The sequence below is a fragment of the Methylomonas koyamae genome, from assembly GCF_006483455.1.
Classification (GTDB): domain Bacteria; phylum Pseudomonadota; class Gammaproteobacteria; order Methylococcales; family Methylomonadaceae; genus Methylomonas; species Methylomonas koyamae_B.
This window is the reverse complement of record NZ_PPPU01000013.1, coordinates 1-17,723: the sequence shown is the minus strand read 5'-3', so window position 1 is coordinate 17,723 and position 17,723 is coordinate 1. Positions and strand designations below refer to the sequence as shown.

The following is a 17,723-nucleotide window of genomic DNA, read 5'->3' as shown; positions in this document are numbered from 1 at the left end:
CTGAAGATGATGATGAATGCCTATCTAACCGACCCGCGCGACCGGATTTTGTTTGGTGAAACGCCCACCTATATGCAGCCGCTGTTTGGCGAAAAGCTGCCGGCGCCGGAACTCGGCAAACACCGCTTTGTGATTGGCCAAGAAGGTGTGGTGTTAGAGGCCATCAATGAAGTGTTCGAAGTCAGGCTCCCGGTGGCTCAGTCGATCATCAAATTGCCCTATGGGGTTCTTGGGGCGCAAGGCGTTCGGCTTCGACATGGGGCGATGCCGTTTCGGTTATTGGAAATCATTGAGCAAAAGGCCACGTCGGCCTGCCCCGACGAGTGGGCCGGATGGGTGGTTTGGGATGTTTTGCACCAGGGCTACGCATTGATCGAACCCGAGATTCAGAGCGTCGGGCCAGGGCATGTGTCCTATCGCAACGAATTGCCTGAAGGTAGTGCGATCGTCCTGGATGTGCATACCCACGGCCGGATGCCCGCGTTTTTCTCAGGAGTGGACGATGTTTCCGATCGGCACGGTTTTTATGTCGCCGGAGTGATCGGGCATTGCCACGATCGTAAAAATTACGCTACTCGAATGAATGTAAACGGCCATTTTTTCGATTGCGAGGATTTCAGGTTGTTTTTTGATTAAGTTCTAGATCGGATTCAGATCGGGAGTATTCGGACATGATTATTATGTTGGAGCAAGACAAAAGAGGCGGCTTTTCAAAAAGACCGTACATTGAGGTAATCGGGCCAATGACACGAATTATTTGGGGCTGGTGGTCTGTTGCCGTATTTGAAAATTGCGGCATTAACGATGTCAGCCGAGTGTTCAGAGCGCACGAACGCGACTTGTTGGTCAGCCAAGGGCGCCTTGAAAATAATAGGCCAGCAAGCTAATGGCTTATTCTAATTGCATCGGTGATGAACCGGGTAGTATTTAACACTACGTTTGAAATTGAATATGAAACCGACTATGTTTAAATTCTATACCCCCGCAAACTGGCTTGAAAATCGAGTTAAGATTGCGCTGATTGGCGTTGGTGGCACTGGATCGGAAGTATTGACCAGTTTGGCGAGAATCGATTATGCGATCCGCGAATTGGGACATGCCGGTTTTCATGTGACGGCATGGGATGGCGATCAAGTCGAAAGGCCTAATATTGGCCGGCAGGCCTTCTATCCGAGCGATTTAGGCCACAATAAAGCCGTACTCACCATTCAGCGTATTAATTATCTCTATGGTCAGGATTGGATCGGAATTCCTGAAATGTTTTCTATTGCATGCAATAAGCCGGAATATTTCGATCTGGTGATTACGTGTGTGGACGTGGCGCAATTTAGAGCCGATTTAAGCCAGTGTTGCCGTTCTAAACACTGCAGAACGCTATGGTTGGATACCGGCAATGGCGCACATACCGGCCAAGTGATTTTAGGGCGGTTGTCGCATCACGATGATTGCCAGATTACCTTGCCGTCCGTATATGATTTTCACCCCGAATTGAATGGAATGGTCGATTCGAATACACCGTCTTGCAGCATGGAGGAAGCATTAGCCAGCCAAGAGTTACCCATTAACCGCGCGATCGCAAATGTGGCGATGCAACTGATTTGGGGTTTATTGCGCAATGGCGGCTTAAATTGGCAAGGTGCCTATCTTGATATTACAAAAGGCTCGCAAATACCGATTAACATCGCTTAGTCTTTTTCAGAAATACGGATGACGATTCTTCATTTTTATCGTATATTAATAATGTCGTTTCTTTCTAACGTTATTCTTATGTGCGGTATTTACCTGGAACGCCATGATGCGGATTCGAATATTCATCGATTCTATGCGCTGACGATATCGCCCGGTATTTTTAGCGACTGGTCTTTAGTAAGGGAGTGGGGCCGGGTTGGATCGCCAGGAACCGTGCGATCTAATTGGTATGAATCGGAAGAAGAGGCGATAAAGGCTCAAAATGACATACTGCGAATAAAACAGCGCAGAGGCTATACGCTAGCCGCGATAACGTGTTAATACTTTAGTTTCTCTATTAAGGAATAAATAATGCTTGAATTTGATGGTAAATCCGAAGGCGAATTGCTCGATATTATCAATAGCGCAAAAAGTCAGCTCAGTGCGAGAATCAGCGAAAAGCGAGAACAGGTGATCGCTCAAATTAAAGAATTAGCGGCTTCGATTAATGTGTCGGTGGAGATTATTGATGCCACCGTGAAAACAAAAGCCTCTCGCAACCCCCAAGTTGCACCGAAATATCGCAACCCGGCTAATGCAACCCAAACCTGGACAGGTCGTGGTGTTGCGCCAAAATGGATGAAGCAATTATTAGGGGCCGGGCGGAGCAAAGAGGAATTTTTAATATGAGTTCTCCGGCTCATTCCAGGCGGGCTTTGTACGGCCGTAGCTAGATCCGCCCAGGACTATGCGTTCTAAAGCTTGCGTTCTATTCGGTTTGTTGGCCAGTATGGGTCTAAACGGCTGCGCGACTCACATTGCGCTAAAACCTGACGCCGACGATCGGGCAAAAAAATATGCGGCCTGCCGGGAGGAAGCCGACAGTCTGTATGCCGTTACGCCAAGGTACCCAACGCATAGTCGTTATCCTTGGCGGGCATATTCGCCGAACACGCCGGCTTTTCGGTTCAATATGGGCGATACCTTGGACGACGGCGATCTGGATGTCGCGGCCGTCGGAAAGCTTCCTTGTTTCAGACAATCTCCGCCGCCCGGTGTCGAGCTTGACGAGCGGATCTGGGGGCAAATTCTCAGAGAACGCGAGTTCTTAACGGCTGGTGAGTATTTCCAGATGTGGAAGTTATGCGGGGGTGGTAAAAAATACCAGTTTCTCGATGAATGTCCGCAATACCAAATCCGGGCCGACTTGTGCCAAGACCAAGGTCGAAATTGCAAACTCGATATGACCGATTTAACGGATGAAAATCGAAAAATAGCAATGAATGCGTACTTGCGCAGCTTGCTCGTTAAAACGTTGCGCAAGGAGGGCCGCATTGATGACAAGGGTCACATCATTCGTGGCAATAGGCCAAATTATCTTCAATGAAACTATATTAGTAAGAGTTTATCGGATTGCGCGGAACATCCCGCCGTTCAGAGCGGGGATGGATAGCGCGGACATGCTAGTATCCGGTTTGTTCGTTTGGTGTTGCTCGATGTACTGCCGAATGATCTGAATCGGAGCACCGCCACAACTACTCGCAAAGTAGCTGGGCGACCATAGAGCCAATATAAGGCCGAACAAGCGGGCGATCCGCGAGAAAGCGAATAGCCTTATGGCGTTGCCGATTGGACTTCAGGACAAGTCTGTTCGCAGAAGCGATTTGCGACAATTGGCTAACGCCGATGATCATCAGTAAGATGCGGGGCTAAAACCACAAACCAACCGGTAGCCAAGTTTAGAGAATAACCGATGGCGCAAATGGAATCGAAAAACGACAGGTAAGGATACATCTGCCTAAGCAACCGCATCGATTCGCATTTGGCAGCCGGCTTCACCGGCAAAAACCAGCACTCAATCGTTATCCGCATCACTTCGAGCAAGGTCGGCGGCAACCTCGGTGACATCAACCTAGGGCAAAACATCTTCCTCAGCCCGTTTACCGGCTATCTGGACCAGTGCCGGCACCTTAATTTTCAAAGGCGCCTACGCCGGATAAGCCTTGAGATCAATGGCCTGCCGGCGCCAGACAAGCCAGGGACAACAACATCTCGCTGCTAGAGCACTGCAAGAGCCGCAGCGTCAATGTTGTGCCTGAGTGGTCGATGACAGTAAATGATTTAACTTGAAGATTGGCGGAATGAAAAATAAAAATACATTATTGCAAGACTCGACTCCGTTCTTTCTTTTTACCTATGAATAGGGATGGAATTGATGGAGATTTATATGATTCTGGGTAATCGAAAAGTAATAAAGCGCAATGCCCGTTGGTTATTGCGACTTACAGCCTTGTGCATTTCGACATTGCATTTAACGCACGCTCAATCTGGAGCTTCATACGAAACGGTAATTAGTCAGGGCAATGCGTTAATCCACGCCGATTTTGCGAGAGCCGCTTACGATTTGACCGGCGAAGGCACTACCGTTGCCGTCATCAGCGACAGTTTCAATTGTCTGGGCGGCGCGGACGAGGGACAAGCCAATGGCGAGTTGCCGCCGGCAGTGACAGTACTGAAAGAAGCCAATTGCCAAAATGAAAAGCCCCTAGATGAAGGCCGGGCGATGCTGGAAGTGATTCACGACCTGGCGCCCAACGCCAAATTGCTGTTTCACGCCATGGGCGACAATGCCGATGACTTCACCCAAGCCTTGAATCGGGTGGCCGAGCACGGCGCGCAGATCATCGTCGACGATGCGGTATATTTCACCGAACCGATGTTTCAGGACAGCGCCGCGACTCAAACCATCGATCGCCTGGTATTCGAACGCGGCATCGCCTTTTTTACGTCGGCGGGCAACGCTGGTCTCAACAGCTATCAATCCGCGTTTGTCGATAGTGGTACCTACCCTTTGAGCGAAAAACACGGCGTCGCCCACGACTTCAATCTCGATCCCCGCAAAGCCGATACCTGCCAAACGATTACTGTCGGCGCCGACGCTTTCACTGTGTTGAGTTTGTAATGGGACCAACCGGCCAAATCAGTCAGCGGCGGCAGCGGCTCGGCCAGTGATCTGGATGTGGTGGTTTACGACGACCCGGCCTGTAAGCATGTCAGTAAAGCCTGGGTCATTGGCGGTTCGACCGATAACCTGGGCGGCGACCCCATCGAAGTGGTCGGATTCGACAACAAAGGCAATCGCCAGCGCAAAACCGTCGGTTTACGTATCCTGAAAGCGGCCGGACCCGCACCCGGTTTGCTGAAATATATCCTCAGTGGCAGTTCACTACCCAGTGAACACCCTAATATCGACGAATATCGCAACGAGCCAAAATCGGTTACTTCCGTGTTTGGTCATGCCAATGCCGAAGGCGCATTCAGCGTCGGCGTCGTCGAAGCCACGCCAGGCCAGAAGCCGCTGCAACCGAGTTATTACTCCTCCCCCGGCGGCTTGCCGATCTTGTTCGACAACCACGGCCAGCGTTTGTCGGAGCCCGTTGCCCGTAAGCACGTCGTAGCGATGGCTCCGACCAACGTCAATACCAGTTTCTTTTCCAAGACCCGGCCAGATGTGGAAAAAGACGGCAAACCCAATTTCACCGGTACCTCAGATGCTGCGCCTCATGCGGCGGGAATGGCGGTTTGCTATTACAAGCAGCAGCAAGAAAAGACCACGTTTTAACACCGTCACAACTTTACGACACCTTGCGGCGCAGTGCCTTGGATATGGGCGAGCCGGGTTACGATTACGTCACGGGGTTCGGCTTGCTTCAGGCTGACCGGGCTTTACAGTTGTTACCTTAGTTAGGTGTCAACTTGGTATCAGACTAGACATGCCAATATCGATCATAAACGGCCCATTTCGCCATTGTTGCAAGGCAAATGCCTCACCCACCGTACCCTCTAAAAATCGAAAAGAGCAATGACAAAATTAAAAACACCGGAAAACCGTAGTCCACGTATTTGTGCCTGGATTCTTGGCTGCACCCTAACGATTTTTTGGGAGCAATCAGCGCACGCGGATGAGCCTTTACCCAGCAAACCAGTTTTTGAATTGATTAAAGGCCATGGTCTCGAAGTCTGCGAGGCTTATTTGCAGCGGCTCAATGCCACCGAATTTCTCGACAATAATCCGGTTAAAGGTCGAGTCACAGAACCGTTGCTAGAGGGGTTTGTTGACCTTAAACCAGTACCGCTGACAGCGGAGGAGATTCAACGCATCAATTACAAAACCATAAGCTTCGATCGCTATCAGGATCAGGACTTGATTGAAAAATTATCGAATAAACAATACGAATACCGGACCAAAGTTGGCGGAGTACTTGAAGGTGGTCCAAAGGGGATAAGAGGCTTGCCTGCCAATAGCCTAGAGGCAATAAATGCCAATATCCTTGTGAACCAAAAGACACCGTTTGTAAGGTATCAAACTCAACTGGATTTGGATAATGATGGCATAGCCGACGATGTGGTTATCAAAAACAAGCAAGGCGTTTACATTGTTGATCCATCAATGCAGCAAATCACCGAAGATAAAATGAAACGTATATTTGCGGATCAGGAGGCGCTGGACTGGCCTAGTCTGATTTCTTTTCCTGTCTTGGCATTTCCGATAAACGTATTTGGGTATAAGGGCAAATATTATTTCGATGGTTTTTTCACTAATTTGTCTGTTTCTAGGGGATACGGAGCCTATTTAACTAGTAGTCTATCCGAACCCTATTATTTCGGGGTTTTTATGCACGATAGAAATCAGAATAACAGAATCTGCGAGTATCAAGTATTTGGTATGTATATATTATTAACACATTGAGGTGTAACCATGAAAATAATAACGAGCCTACCAAATGTGTTGATCTTTTCGACATTGCTTGCGATGAATTGCCAAACGAAAATGGCATATGCGGAAAATAAACCGATTATTACCTTGTCGTATGGAACGCCCTATCTGGCATGTGGCGTAAAATGCGAGCCTTCTTTTATTATTAAAATATTTGAAGACGGTCTCGTTCAATACAAGGGTGTAAAAAACGTCGAAGTCTTGGGACGTGACGAACATCGTATTGATAAGTCTACTTTGGAAAAACTCATTAATAAATTCCACAAAGCTCATTTTCTTGACGCAACCGGTCCGGCAGATCCGGCGTGGATCCCTATCAATGCAACAGACCGAACTGCTTCGATATGTGCAGGAATTCGTTTTCGCCAGGGAACTCAAGAGATGACTACATTCATGCGCCAGTGCGAGTTGGTGAATGAAATTATTCGAACCACCGATGCCGAACGCCTGTGGGACTTGGAATGGATTCGTATGCGTTATTGTCGTTAATTGATATTAGCAGGCTGGTGAAAAACTCCCAAAGCCAAGTAATTCAAGACCGATAACGGCTGGTGAGGGTGTAAGAATTTTTGTGTAAACGGTCATTAGGCAGGACACTGCACTTACTTTGAGGAGTAACCATGACCGAAATTCAGGCCATAGCAATGGCATTGACCAAGATGGCGTTCAATTTTGGACAGCTCTTGTTTATCTCTAGCGCCGTAAAACAGTTCGGCTTTGGTGATGACGCTAACCGCTATATTAGCCGGCCCTATCGTTCTGAGAGTTTGGACGATAGCTGGATTGCCTTTGTAGAATTCAATCAAGATATTGGTGTCGCAGAGAATCATCCACGCTGATCCGGCCAGGCTTTTGCACGAATGGTAGTTTGGTCGATTTCTCGTGATTCCCAGATGCCGGCACAGTCAAAGAAATCGTCGCCGCTTGTAGGTTGTGCGATGACTTCCAATTCCTTGATCACGTCTTCATGCTCGATGACTTCGCCACGGTCAGCAGCGGCTATGCCCTGGGTGATTTTCTCAATTTTCCGGGCATGAGTTTTCAGGTATTCGCGCAAGGCTTGATTGACAAGGTAGTTACGCGAACGATCCAACGCCCCGGCCATGCTATCAAGCTGATGCACGATGTCTGATTCGGTTCTAACGGTAAATGCTTCTGTGGCCATGGCTACGCTCTGGTTATTTGTGGTTCACGTGTAATCATAAAGCAGATTGATCACGTGGGGGTAGAGTTTAAATCGGGAATGATCGATATTTGGTCAAGGGCTTGTTGGAGGAATACCGCGCGAAATTCCGCAAAGTTATGGACGGCCCCGCAGTCCCCGCCGAGGATGTTTTATTGTGAGCCAGGGGGACCCGCGACGACAACCACCATATGACCATGGGTGTGAAGTGATTCGTGTTCTTGGCCTTTAAAATCCGCCGGCACCAATTTACTCTCACTCGCCCATGGGGCGCTGGTAATCCCATTGGTGGTAATTGTTGAATAAAACCTGAAATCTCGTTGGTATCCCCTTGTAAATTGGCACCAAGTTCGTGAACAACAGATTTGACAAGGCCACTGCAGTCCGATTTATACGCTTGTCAATGGGCGCACGTCACCCGTGTCCTGACACTCAATTCACATAACCTCCTTTAACTTTTGTACTGTAGTGTTGCCATACCTGCAATACAGGGAAGGCATCAAAAACAGATTCAACAAGGTCGAGGTCATCAAGCCACCGAGTATCACTACTGCCATTGGGTATTCGATTTCGTGGCCGGGTACGTTGCCTTTCAGGATCAACGGCAGCAAGGCCAATCCGGCGCAAGCCGCTGTCATCAGGATGGGTGCCAGACGTTCTTCGGCGCCGCGCTGCGCTAAGTCAGGTCCGAATAGGACAGCTTCTTCCCGTTCCAGATGTCGGTAATGGCTCAACAACATGATACCGTTCCGCGCGGCGATACCCAGCACGGTGATAAAGCCGACCAGCGAGCCGAGCGACAGCACGCCGCCACTTAAAAACGCCCCCACAACGCCCCCGATCAACGCGAACGGCAAGGTTAATGCCACCAGACAGACCAAGCGTAGTGAGCGAAAATCGACCTGCAATAACACCAGGATACCCAGCAATGAAGCCAAACTCAGCCAGACCAGCCGTTCGCTGGATGCTTGTCGTGCCGCGTATTCGCCTAGAAACTCCGGGTGATAGCCTTGCGCGAACGTTAGCCTCTTCACGCGGCTTTCAATTTCCCGCGCCACGCCGCCTAAATCGTTGCCACTGACGTTGCAGGTGACGTCGATTCGGCGCGATGCGTTTTCCCGTTTGATCTCGTTAGGTGTGGGCGCCATATCGATGTCGGCCACATCGCCCAACGGCACGCGCGCCCCGGATGGCGTATCGATAGTAAGCGATCTGAGCGCCGCAAGGTCATGGCGCACTCGTTCATGACCCCAAACCGTGACATCGACGATTTTTTGGTCACGGTAAATTTCGCCGACCTTGCTGCCTTTGATCAAGGTAGCAGCGGCCCGCCTCACGTGCCCGGCTGTCAAGCCGAAGTTGGCCGCCACGTCCGGCTTGAGTCGCATCTGTATCTGCGGCACCACTATTTGCGGTTCCACCTTCAGGTTGGCGATGCCGGGTACATCAGCGATGGATTGACTGACTTCTGCGGCCTTATCTCGCAGGATTCCCAAATCTGGGCCATACAGCCTCACCACCACGGTCGCACTGGCACCGGTCAGCACTTCTTTGATCCGTTCGCGCAGGTACGTCAGCACATCCCGGTAAAGCCCCGGATAACCGTCGACGACGGCCTGGATTTTTGCCACGGTACTGTCGTAATCAACCACCGTGTCTAAACTAATCCATAACTCGGTAAAGTTCGGCCCTACCACTTCGTCGGCAACTTCGGCCCGGCCAATGTGGGAACCGAAATTGCGCACACCGGGGATCGCCCGCAGTTCCTTACTAACTTGTACCGTAATACGGCGCATGGCTTCCAGCGAGGTGCCAGGCTTTTCAACCCAATGCATCAAAAAATCGGTTTCCTTAAAGTTGGGTAGAAACGATTCGCCAAGTCGCGGTAACGCGATAGCTGTCGATACAAACGCCACTAACAGAAAACCCGTCGCCCATTGCGGACGGCTGACGATTGCCGGTAACAGCTTGCGATAATGCCGTTTCAAAACCCGTGTCAGCGGTGCATCCCCCTGGCGCTGCTTCGCATTGGGTAACAGCATCAGGCACAAGGCGGGGGTCACCGTCAACGCGACCAGTAGCGAGGCCAAAATCGCCAACAGGTAGGAAAATGCCAACGGCCTGAAAAAGGTACCGGCCAAGCCGTCGAGGAAGAATACCGGCACGAACACCAGCGCCACGATCAGGCTGGCGAACACCACAGCGCTGCGCACTTCCAACGACGCCTTCAACACGACGCGGAAAGGCGACCGCGGACTGCCCGCCTCGCGATTAAGGCGCAGACGGCGCATGATATTCTCGACATCAATGATCGCGTCATCCACCACTTCACCGACCGCAATCACCAGACCGGCTAGCACCATGGTGTTAAGGGTGCCGCCACGCAGATACAGCACTAAGGCGGCTGCCAACAGCGACAGCGGAATCGCCGACAGGCTGATCAAGGCGGTACGCCACTCGAACAAAAAAGCGATCAGAATCACTGCGACCAGTATGCAACCAAAGATCAACGCGTCGCTTAAATTTTGCAGCGAGCGTTCGATGAAGGTTGCCGGACGGAAGATGGTTGGATCGATGTCGACGTCGTGCAGGCCAGGTTTTAGAGCTTCCAGGGTCGCTTCCACCTTGCGCGTCACATCCAAGGTGTTACCCCAGGGTTGTTTTTCGACAATCAGCAGTAATCCCGGACCATCATTGATCACTGCATCGCCAATCGGCGGCGGGTGGCTTTCGACAATGTCCGCCACATCGCCCAAGCGCAGTGGAACACCGCCGGTGAATTGCACCACGGTTCGCGCCAGATCGTCCGGTGTTTGCAGGGGCGACACATGCGTCACTGGTAAACGCTGATTAGGCAAATCAACAAAGCCGCCAGCCGTTACGGTGGCCGCATCGCCCGCCGCACGCACTACCGCATCCAGCGTCACGCCGTTGGCGGCCAGCCGGTCCGGATCGACCAGCACTTGTAACTGCCGATCACGTTGCCCCCAAATGGCTACGTTGGCCACACCCGGCACCGCCATCAACCTTGGGCGAATGGTCCATAACGCCAATTCGGACAATTCTATCTGTGACAGGTTTTTTGATGAAATGCCGATTTTCAGCGCCCGACTGGTCGACGATAACGGCGACAGCATCACCGGTGCGCGAGCCAAAGCCGGCAGGCGTGGAGTGACGGTGGCGACGCGCTCTTGCACCAGTTGCCTAGCCCGCATCAAATCCGTGCCTTCCTGGAAAATACAGACCACAGAAGACAGGCCCAACACCGACTTGGAACGCAAGGTTTTCAACCAGGCCGTGCCATTGACTGCATTTTCCAGTGGCACGGTGATTAGGTTTTCCACTTCCTCAGTCGATAGTCCGGGTGCTTCCGTCTGGATTTCCACCAGCGGCGGCGCAAATTCCGGGAACACATCCAGCGGCATTTGCCGGGCGGCTTGCACACCGAAAATCACCAGGACAATCGCCAAAGCCAGCACTAATATTCGTTGGTGTAAGGCGACGGAAATCAGCCAGCGCATCATTTGCCGACTCCAAATTCGGTGCCGAACAATTCGGCCACGCCGGCGGTGACCACCTCGATACCGGCCGCGATGTCGCCCATCACGGCGGCTTGATCTTCAACCACCCGTAGTACCTGTACCCGCCGGCGCTGGTAGACATTGGCTTGCAGTGCTTGATAAATCCAGCTTCCGCCGTTTACGTCATACACAAGCGCCGACCACGGTACGACGAGATTTTCGTCATCGCTACGCAACGGGATGGACACGCCAACGCGCTGACCGGGACGTAGTGATGCATCCGAATTCTTGACTTCATAGAATAAGTCGACCGTGGCGGCAGCCGGATTGGCGGAAGGCGGCGCCGCCACCGGCAAGGCAAGACGAGTGGCATTCTCGGACGAATTTGTCAGCCCACCGACACGCGCCTGGGCGGCGGTATTCAATCCGGCTATATCATCGACATAGACCGGCACCCGCACCCAAAACGTGCTGCGGTTGTTGACGTCCAACAGCGCGGGGCCGAGCAAATCGCGGCGTTCGTGCGCGGTTTTCAGATTGGCCTCGGCCAAGCCTAGCTGCATTCGCGCATCATCGACCGAGCGTTCGGTGCCCACCTTGTCGCGGCGCATCTGTTCGGCGCGATTCAAGGCTATTTGCGCGGCTTGCACTTGTACTTTGGCTTGTTCCACTTGGCCGTCGGCGTCGATTTGCGATTGCGCCAAACGCACCAATTCCGCCGGTGCCAGCGAAGGCAGAATGGTATAAACCGATTGCTTGTTCGCTTTTCCTGAACCGTTCAAGGCAGGTAGCGTGATCTCGCCCCCGAACAAGCGGGTGCGCGTCAGCGGTCGTTTTTCAACTTTAGTGGTGACGATGCTCAGCCGCTTCGCGGCTTCGGGTGCCAAAACGACTTGGGTCAAATTGCTTTCCTTGACCGGGTTTTCGATTTTGGCAGGCGGCACAGTTGCTTCGGCAGCCAATAGGTTACCAATAACAAGCACTATAGCCGACAACAACAGTTTGTGGTTTGGAGACACGCGGTTCATACAGATTCTAGTCTTGAATTCCGGGAAATAATGAGTCAAGCAGGCTTTAGACGTTGGCCCACGCTGCGTTCCAGTTCCGCACGGGCGCGGCGCAAATCGGCGGCGGCTTGCGCGGTTTTTAATTGCGCGTCCAGCCAGCGGCGTTGAGTTTCGAGTACGAACAGATAGGTGACATTACCGGCCGCATAAGCGTTTTCAGCGTCTTGTATGGCGGCTTGCAGCGGCGGCAAAATAGTTTGTTGCCACTGTTGCAGGCTTTGGCCGGCCTGTTGCAATCGGGCATGGGCTTCGCGGACATCCAGCGCAATCCGTTGCCGGGTGGCGACATATTGCCTGGCGGCCTTGTCGAAGCGCGCCTGGGCTTGCGCGATGCCACCTTGATTCTGATTGACGATAGGTAACGTCAGGTCCAAGCCCGGTCCTGCCAGCAAAGGCCCATTGATTTGTTTGGCGTTGAGGCTGGCGGTGATAGTAAAGATTTCGGCGCGCGCCAGGCCAATGCGTTCGCCCGCGCCTTGTACAATGATTTCTGCGGCACGTAGATCGGGACGTGCCAGTAGCGCCTGTTCGACCAGCTTTTCGGTATCGAACCGGTCATCATGGGCTATCAGTTCCGCACTAACGTTTTTCGGCCACTGCTCCAGGCTCAATCCGACCAGGTGCCGCAAGCGCTCGTCGGCAATCTCGCAATCGCGTTGCAGGCGGCCTTTTTGTTCCAGGGCTTGCAGCGCATCGACTCGAGCATTGGTCACTTCCAGTTCGCTGGCATCGCCAGCTTTAAATCGGGCTTGCGTGAGTTCGGCGATAGCATGACTCAATGTGACAGCAGATTCAGCCAATTCCACGCGTCGCTTGGCTAAGCTCAATTCGGCGTGGGCGATGCGAACATCGCGAATCAAGTCCAATCCGGTTTGCACCAAACGTTGTGCAGTTTGTTCGACATCCAATTTTGCCAACTCGACCCGTTGCGGACGCAGCCAGAAAATTTCCAACGGGTAGCGCAGCGTCAGTTCCAAGGGTTTTGCGCCCCATGGCACCAACATCGAGAAGGTAGGGTTGGGCAGCATACCCGCCTGCACGAGATCGGCCCGGAACAAGCCCAAATCGGCCAAGGTCGCGTGAAAGGCCGCATTGTTCCACAGTGCCAAGCTGACTAATTCGTCTTCGGACAAGCCGTCATCCAAAGTTACATTGGCGGGCCATGCGGTTTCGTCGGCACGCGTTTCGGCAAAACGCTGTCCCGTGCGCTGTTCCAGATCGTTGGCAACGTCGATTAAACCCACGCCTTGCGGGGTACAGGCCGCCAGCGACAAAGCGAGAAGCGTTAACGGGAAACGACCGGAAACAAACGGTGTCATGCTCTGATCTCCGGGAATGTGACGATCACTTTCAAGCCCATCCCGCCATCCCCATCGCTCAGCGTAATATCAGCCTGATGTTGCTCGGCAATCCTCTTGGCAATAGCCAAGCCAAGACCACTGCCGGATTCGGCGTTATTCAAAACTCTATAAAATCGGTCAAACACGCGATCGCGCTCATTCAAGGCAATGCCGGGGCCGGTATCATTGACTTCCAGGCGAACCGTCTTGGCATCATTAATGACACTGACGTCAATCCGTGCGTTTGCCGGTGAATAGCGGATGGCGTTATCGATTAGATTGCCAAGCAGAATCCGCAGTGATTCGTCAATACCGGTAACCCTGACCCGATCCGCTCGTGAAAGGCCAAGATCGATATGGCGGTTGGCGGCGAGCGGGGCAAAGTCGGCCACTACGTTCCGTGCCAGATCATCCAGAAATAACGGTATAAGCGGAGAATCGCCGGCTTTCGGATCGAGGCGAGCCAGGGTCAGTAATTGCTGCACCAAATGACCGGCACGGGCTATACCTTGCCGCAAGGTTTGCAACGCCTGAGCACGCCGATCCGAGTCAGTGGCACGCTCGGCCAGTTGTACCTGCAAAGACAGTGCGGTGAGCGGACTACGCAACTCGTGGGCGGCATCGGCGGTGAATTGTCGCTGCGTAGCCAGTGCCTGATCCAATTGGCTCAGTAACCCGTTCAATGCGCCGACTAGAATGCTGACTTCTGCGGGCAAACCATTGTCTGGGATGGGGTCTAACGAATGAGGATTGCGATGCGCCACAGCAGCGGCGACTTGAGCCAGCGGCGCTAAACCGCGACCAATCGCCCAACCGAGCCATAAGGTCAGTGCCGGCAGCAAAATCAGCAGCGGCGTCAATAAATGCAGGGTGATTTCATTGGCGGTTTCACGGCGCTCTTGCAGCGCTTGCGCGACCTGAACCAAACCCTTATCAGTTGTTAAAGTCACGACGCGCCACGCTTGGTTTTGCCAGTTCACGGTGTCGTAGCCCGGCTTTCCGCCTTGTGGAATGGGCGAGAACGGATGAGATTGAAATAGAATTCGCCCCTCTGGATCGCGAATCTGACTGACCAAATCAATACCATCACCGTGCAATGCGAGGCCGTTCGAATCCGGTTTGGCACCTTGCGCGTGGTTTGCATGAGACAGGGAATAAGCCGCCTCACGCAACACCTTGTCGAACAGTTCATCAATTTCTTCGTGAACGTTCAGCCAAGTCGGTACGGCAAACGCGGTGCCGGAAAGCAGCAAAACAGGCATTAACCAATAAGTTAGCCGTTGGCGGATAGAGGTGCTCATGGCTTCACCACTTTGAAGCCAACGCCACGCACATTAAATATGATGTCCGCACCGAGTTTGCGGCGCAGGTTGTGTAGGTGCACATCGATCGCATTGCTGGCCACTTCCTGCCCCCACCCATAGAGACGCTCTTCCAATTGCGCGCGGGACAGCACAGCCCCTGGTTGCTCCAGCAAGGCATGCAGCAAGGCAAATTCACGCGGGGATAAATCAATCAGGGCATTGCGCAACCAAATTTCGTGGTTCAACGGATTGATGCGCAACGCACCGTATTCAATGTCGGATGATCCGCGTCCGGTACTCCGGCGTACCAGCGCATGAATACGGGCAACGAGTTCTTCCAAGGCAAACGGTTTGACCAGATAGTCGTCGGCACCGCTATTGAGGCCAGCGACTCGATCACTTAGTGCATCGCGCGCCGTTAAAATCAATACCGGAATGGTGTTGCCGGATTTGCGAAGTTCGACCAGTAGCTGCTGGCCGGATAGGCGGGGAAGCCCTAAGTCAAGCAGCAATAAAGCGTACTCGCTCGCCGCATGAGATAGGGCTTGTTTGGCTTGTTCCCCGTCTTGTACCCAATCGACCACGAAGCCATCCATCTGCAATCCATCCCGGATCGACTGGCCGATCATCGGATCGTCTTCCGCTAATATCAAACGCATGTTGACCTTTTAGTTTCTTCATCTGGCCAACAGTGTAAATGATTAAGATTTAAGTAATAGTTAAGGCTCTTCGGAATGTTCGGGAAGGTATCAATTCCGGTGATTAACCAGCAGCTATTCGGAATTCATCACTATTGCTTTGGATATGAGAATTGCGCTGCATTTCCGCAGTTGTTCTGGGTCATTGATGCCAAAACTGCGAAGCTTTATGCAGCAATTAATTTGGGTATTCGGATAATGGATCCAAGAAAAATTGGATGGGGTGGGTTATGAATTGGCAATATTTATTAAGTGGCGGATTGGCGCTTTATATAGTTGAGACTGCCGGTAGCAATCATTCGGATGTGGCTGTTGCTATCGTGGCGTTTTTGGTTTGTCTAATTCCTGATATTATTTACGGGCTCTTATCGCTGGCCCGGCACGAATACAAACCTGCGAAGCACTTCTTTAACTGACACCAATACGAAATAATGGACCGATGGTATTTTACATATAAGGAAAAATCATGACCTATATGAATATTGGTTCTGCAACCACAAATCACGTACGGAGTAATGGGATGGTCAATACTCCTACAATTGCAAAACCGCAACAGCAGCAGGCTCAAGTCCAGCAGATAACACAGGTTGTGCATAGCCCATCATCTGATGGTGGAAAAGGTCGTATCATTGATGTTCATGCTTAGTTTAATTTCCGACCTCGATAGTGGTAAATTAGGCTCAGACTCGATCTGATTGCCAAAACTCAAACGGCATTTAGCGAGCCAGTTCGGCTTTTTTGCATAAATCGTATTTTGTGCAAGGAAAATCCACTGATCGTGAACAGGTATCCCCAAACCTAAGAAATATTGGCCTAAAACGGCACGACTTGCTTAGAGCCACTTACGCTGGCGGATGAAATGGCATTTGTCGCTGTAATTCCTAAGAGCTAGCCCCGAAAAATTGACCAGTCGATTAAGTGAAAAACCCTGCTACTTGTGACCGTCCGCGAGGACAAAGCAATGGAGCAGAAGATGTCCAAAAAACCGAGAAGAAAACATTCGCCGGCCTTCAAAGCCAATGTTGCCCTGGCGGCCTTGGCGGGCGATAAAATTCTGGCCCAGTTGACCCTGGAATTCGAGGTTCATCAAAATCAAATTGTCGATTGGAAAAAGCAACTGGCCTAGCGGGCGGCCGATGTGTTTGGGAGGCCAACGGAGCCCGAATCACCGCCGGTCGATCTGCAAGCCCTGCATGCGAAAATCGGCCAACTGACCCTGGAAAACGATTTTTTAGAGGGCGCGCTCAACAAGGCGGGATGGATGAGCGCACAGCGACGATCGACCGTCAATCGAAGTTACCCAGCCGTAGTTCGGAACAGTTACCAGCCGGAGCGCGAAATTCAGACCGGCATCGGGCCGGTGTCGGTGAAAATACCCAAGAACGAAAGATGGCAAGACCTCGACATCCGTTTCTATGGCTGTCGTCCCAATCCGCATATCAATATGCTCTTAAAAAAGCATTCCCAACCAACAATGGAAATTGGATTTATATAGAAATCAAATGGATATTCGAGCAAGCAGAAAAATGTCTATTGAATTTTGACGTAGCGTCAAAAAATTCAAAGGCTGTTTTTCAGGGTATCGTGAGAGGGTGTAGACAAAATAAATCACCTGGCTAATCGGCAGGCCAGCATTCTAGCCTCCGCCAGCCAAACCCAGGCTTCAGATACTTTGGTCAAGCGATCATGGTGCATGACCGGGCGTCTGGCACGTTCGTTCCAGGCGTGGGTACGCTCGACGACCCAACGCTTCGGCAATACGGTGAAGCCGGTTGCCAATGTTTCGGGAAACAAGTCCTGTTGCCCAGCGTTCACCCAACGGCCGACATTCCGATTCGCCGGATGGCGCACCACTTCGACCGTCAGCCCGTGTTTCGCCTCAGTGGCGGCCGCCCATTGTCCGGCATAAGCACTGTCGACGTACAACCGTTGCACGGTGGGGTACTTTTTCCACCGCACTGGCTACGGCATCGGTGCCCGCATCGCGGTCTTGCAGGTTGGCCGCACACACGCTGACGGCCAGCAGTAAACCCAAGGTATCCACAACAAGGTTGCGCTTGCGACCTTTGACCTTCTTACCCGCATTTATGCCCTTTGGGTATCGTAACCGGCCGGCCCGCCCTGCGGCGAACTCCGCGTGCTTTGCGCATCCAACACCGCCGCGC

The 17,723-nt window shown here is 52.1% G+C and carries 19 protein-coding genes and 3 pseudogenes; 13 read left to right on the top strand and 9 right to left on the bottom strand.

Annotated features, from left to right (window positions below; translation table 11 throughout):
- The first annotated feature begins 12 nt into the window (after window positions 1-12).
- The 6 genes from C2U68_RS07230 to C2U68_RS07205 all read left to right on the top strand — a co-directional run bounded on the left by C2U68_RS07230 (window position 13) and on the right by C2U68_RS07205 (window position 3,055).
- Window positions 13-636 (top strand): PRTRC system protein A, encoded by a 624-nt coding sequence (locus C2U68_RS07230; protein ID WP_186289526.1) that lies wholly within the window; start codon window positions 13-15, stop codon window positions 634-636.
- Window positions 637-671: 35 nt separating this feature from the next.
- On the top strand, window positions 672-887 hold the full coding sequence (locus C2U68_RS07225) for a hypothetical protein (RefSeq protein ID WP_140911837.1): 216 nt from the start codon (window positions 672-674) through the stop codon (window positions 885-887).
- 76 nt (window positions 888-963) lie between these two features.
- Window positions 964-1,689, top strand: coding sequence for a PRTRC system ThiF family protein (locus tag C2U68_RS07220; protein ID WP_186289525.1), 726 nt, complete (start codon window positions 964-966; stop codon window positions 1,687-1,689).
- An 18-nt stretch (window positions 1,690-1,707) separates the two neighbouring features.
- Complete coding sequence (locus tag C2U68_RS07215; RefSeq protein WP_313901405.1) at window positions 1,708-2,010, top strand: WGR domain-containing protein; 303 nt, start codon at window positions 1,708-1,710, stop codon at window positions 2,008-2,010.
- 30 nt (window positions 2,011-2,040) lie between these two features.
- Complete coding sequence (locus tag C2U68_RS07210) at window positions 2,041-2,358, top strand: H-NS family nucleoid-associated regulatory protein (RefSeq protein WP_140911835.1); 318 nt, start codon at window positions 2,041-2,043, stop codon at window positions 2,356-2,358.
- Between the two features lie 58 nt (window positions 2,359-2,416).
- Complete coding sequence (locus C2U68_RS07205; protein WP_140911834.1) at window positions 2,417-3,055, top strand: hypothetical protein; 639 nt, start codon at window positions 2,417-2,419, stop codon at window positions 3,053-3,055.
- A 93-nt stretch (window positions 3,056-3,148) separates the two neighbouring features.
- Here C2U68_RS07205 and C2U68_RS07200 read toward each other — a convergent pair.
- A pseudogene (locus tag C2U68_RS07200) lies at window positions 3,149-3,232 on the bottom strand (transposase); the annotation flags it as partial.
- A gap of 663 nt (window positions 3,233-3,895) precedes the next feature.
- Here C2U68_RS07200 and C2U68_RS07195 point away from each other — a divergent pair.
- The 4 genes from C2U68_RS07195 (at window position 3,896) to C2U68_RS07180 (ending at window position 6,934) form a co-directional block, all read left to right on the top strand.
- Window positions 3,896-4,630, top strand: coding sequence for a hypothetical protein (locus tag C2U68_RS07195; protein WP_140911833.1), 735 nt, complete (start codon window positions 3,896-3,898; stop codon window positions 4,628-4,630).
- Window positions 4,631-4,690: 60 nt separating this feature from the next.
- A complete protein-coding gene (locus tag C2U68_RS07190) occupies window positions 4,691-5,290 on the top strand; it encodes a hypothetical protein (RefSeq protein WP_140911832.1) in 600 nt (199 codons plus the stop codon).
- A gap of 240 nt (window positions 5,291-5,530) precedes the next feature.
- A complete protein-coding gene (locus C2U68_RS07185; RefSeq protein WP_140911831.1) occupies window positions 5,531-6,418 on the top strand; it encodes a hypothetical protein in 888 nt (295 codons plus the stop codon).
- A 9-nt stretch (window positions 6,419-6,427) separates the two neighbouring features.
- Window positions 6,428-6,934 carry a DUF6438 domain-containing protein gene (locus C2U68_RS07180; RefSeq protein ID WP_140911830.1) on the top strand — a complete coding sequence of 169 codons (507 nt, stop codon included), beginning with the start codon at window positions 6,428-6,430 and terminating at the stop codon, window positions 6,932-6,934.
- A gap of 113 nt (window positions 6,935-7,047) precedes the next feature.
- On the opposite strand, the gene C2U68_RS21765 is transcribed toward C2U68_RS07180, so the two are convergent.
- From C2U68_RS21765 to C2U68_RS07145, 7 genes are all read right to left on the bottom strand, one after another.
- The gene (locus C2U68_RS21765) at window positions 7,048-7,275 is read right to left on the bottom strand and encodes a PIN domain-containing protein (RefSeq protein ID WP_140911829.1); all 228 of its coding nucleotides are present in this window, start codon (window positions 7,273-7,275) and stop codon (window positions 7,048-7,050) included.
- Window positions 7,272-7,610 (bottom strand): CopG family ribbon-helix-helix protein, encoded by a 339-nt coding sequence (locus tag C2U68_RS07170; RefSeq protein ID WP_140911828.1) that lies wholly within the window; start codon window positions 7,608-7,610, stop codon window positions 7,272-7,274. The genes C2U68_RS21765 and C2U68_RS07170 overlap by 4 nt, the downstream gene beginning before the upstream one ends.
- Before the next feature lie 455 nt (window positions 7,611-8,065).
- Window positions 8,066-11,152: an efflux RND transporter permease subunit gene (locus tag C2U68_RS07165; protein WP_260839250.1), complete on the bottom strand. Its 3,087-nt coding sequence runs from the start codon at window positions 11,150-11,152 to the stop codon at window positions 8,066-8,068.
- Window positions 11,149-12,093: a membrane fusion protein MtrC gene (locus tag C2U68_RS07160; RefSeq protein WP_260839248.1), complete on the bottom strand. Its 945-nt coding sequence runs from the start codon at window positions 12,091-12,093 to the stop codon at window positions 11,149-11,151. The genes C2U68_RS07165 and C2U68_RS07160 overlap by 4 nt, the downstream gene beginning before the upstream one ends.
- Window positions 12,094-12,212: 119 nt before the next feature.
- A complete protein-coding gene (locus C2U68_RS07155; protein ID WP_140911827.1) occupies window positions 12,213-13,535 on the bottom strand; it encodes a TolC family protein in 1,323 nt (440 codons plus the stop codon).
- Window positions 13,532-14,857 (bottom strand): ATP-binding protein, encoded by a 1,326-nt coding sequence (locus tag C2U68_RS07150; RefSeq protein WP_140911826.1) that lies wholly within the window; start codon window positions 14,855-14,857, stop codon window positions 13,532-13,534. Before C2U68_RS07150 ends, C2U68_RS07155 begins: the two co-directional genes overlap by 4 nt.
- A complete protein-coding gene (locus C2U68_RS07145) occupies window positions 14,854-15,519 on the bottom strand; it encodes a response regulator transcription factor (protein WP_064023698.1) in 666 nt (221 codons plus the stop codon). Before C2U68_RS07145 ends, C2U68_RS07150 begins: the two co-directional genes overlap by 4 nt.
- Window positions 15,520-15,788: 269 nt before the next feature.
- Here C2U68_RS07145 and C2U68_RS07140 point away from each other — a divergent pair, with 269 nt between their 5' ends.
- The 3 genes and pseudogenes from C2U68_RS07140 to C2U68_RS21550 all read left to right on the top strand — a co-directional run.
- Window positions 15,789-15,974, top strand: coding sequence for a hypothetical protein (locus C2U68_RS07140; protein ID WP_054761739.1), 186 nt, complete (start codon window positions 15,789-15,791; stop codon window positions 15,972-15,974).
- A gap of 50 nt (window positions 15,975-16,024) precedes the next feature.
- Window positions 16,025-16,204 (top strand): hypothetical protein, encoded by a 180-nt coding sequence (locus C2U68_RS07135; protein ID WP_140911825.1) that lies wholly within the window; start codon window positions 16,025-16,027, stop codon window positions 16,202-16,204.
- Window positions 16,205-16,531: 327 nt separating this feature from the next.
- A pseudogene (locus tag C2U68_RS21550) lies at window positions 16,532-16,845 on the top strand (transposase); the annotation flags it as partial.
- Window positions 16,846-17,166: 321 nt separating this feature from the next.
- Here C2U68_RS21550 and C2U68_RS21545 read toward each other — a convergent pair.
- A pseudogene (locus tag C2U68_RS21545) lies at window positions 17,167-17,723 on the bottom strand (transposase); the annotation flags it as partial.

Coding starts and splice junctions, on each gene's coding strand:
- C2U68_RS07230 (WP_186289526.1), top strand. CDS start 13: ATGAATGCCTATCTAACCGACCCGCGCGACCGGATTTTGTTTGGTGAA.
- C2U68_RS07225 (WP_140911837.1), top strand. CDS start 672: ATGATTATTATGTTGGAGCAAGACAAAAGAGGCGGCTTTTCAAAAAGA.
- C2U68_RS07220 (WP_186289525.1), top strand. CDS start 964: ATGTTTAAATTCTATACCCCCGCAAACTGGCTTGAAAATCGAGTTAAG.
- C2U68_RS07215 (WP_313901405.1), top strand. CDS start 1,708: ATGACGATTCTTCATTTTTATCGTATATTAATAATGTCGTTTCTTTCT.
- C2U68_RS07210 (WP_140911835.1), top strand. CDS start 2,041: ATGCTTGAATTTGATGGTAAATCCGAAGGCGAATTGCTCGATATTATC.
- C2U68_RS07205 (WP_140911834.1), top strand. CDS start 2,417: ATGCGTTCTAAAGCTTGCGTTCTATTCGGTTTGTTGGCCAGTATGGGT.
- C2U68_RS07195 (WP_140911833.1), top strand. CDS start 3,896: ATGATTCTGGGTAATCGAAAAGTAATAAAGCGCAATGCCCGTTGGTTA.
- C2U68_RS07185 (WP_140911831.1), top strand. CDS start 5,531: ATGACAAAATTAAAAACACCGGAAAACCGTAGTCCACGTATTTGTGCC.
- C2U68_RS07180 (WP_140911830.1), top strand. CDS start 6,428: ATGAAAATAATAACGAGCCTACCAAATGTGTTGATCTTTTCGACATTG.
- C2U68_RS21765 (WP_140911829.1), bottom strand. CDS start 7,275: ATGATTCTCTGCGACACCAATATCTTGATTGAATTCTACAAAGGCAAT.
- C2U68_RS07170 (WP_140911828.1), bottom strand. CDS start 7,610: ATGGCCACAGAAGCATTTACCGTTAGAACCGAATCAGACATCGTGCAT.
- C2U68_RS07165 (WP_260839250.1), bottom strand. CDS start 11,152: ATGATGCGCTGGCTGATTTCCGTCGCCTTACACCAACGAATATTAGTG.
- C2U68_RS07155 (WP_140911827.1), bottom strand. CDS start 13,535: ATGACACCGTTTGTTTCCGGTCGTTTCCCGTTAACGCTTCTCGCTTTG.
- C2U68_RS07150 (WP_140911826.1), bottom strand. CDS start 14,857: ATGAGCACCTCTATCCGCCAACGGCTAACTTATTGGTTAATGCCTGTT.
- C2U68_RS07145 (WP_064023698.1), bottom strand. CDS start 15,519: ATGCGTTTGATATTAGCGGAAGACGATCCGATGATCGGCCAGTCGATC.
- C2U68_RS07140 (WP_054761739.1), top strand. CDS start 15,789: ATGAATTGGCAATATTTATTAAGTGGCGGATTGGCGCTTTATATAGTT.
- C2U68_RS07135 (WP_140911825.1), top strand. CDS start 16,025: ATGACCTATATGAATATTGGTTCTGCAACCACAAATCACGTACGGAGT.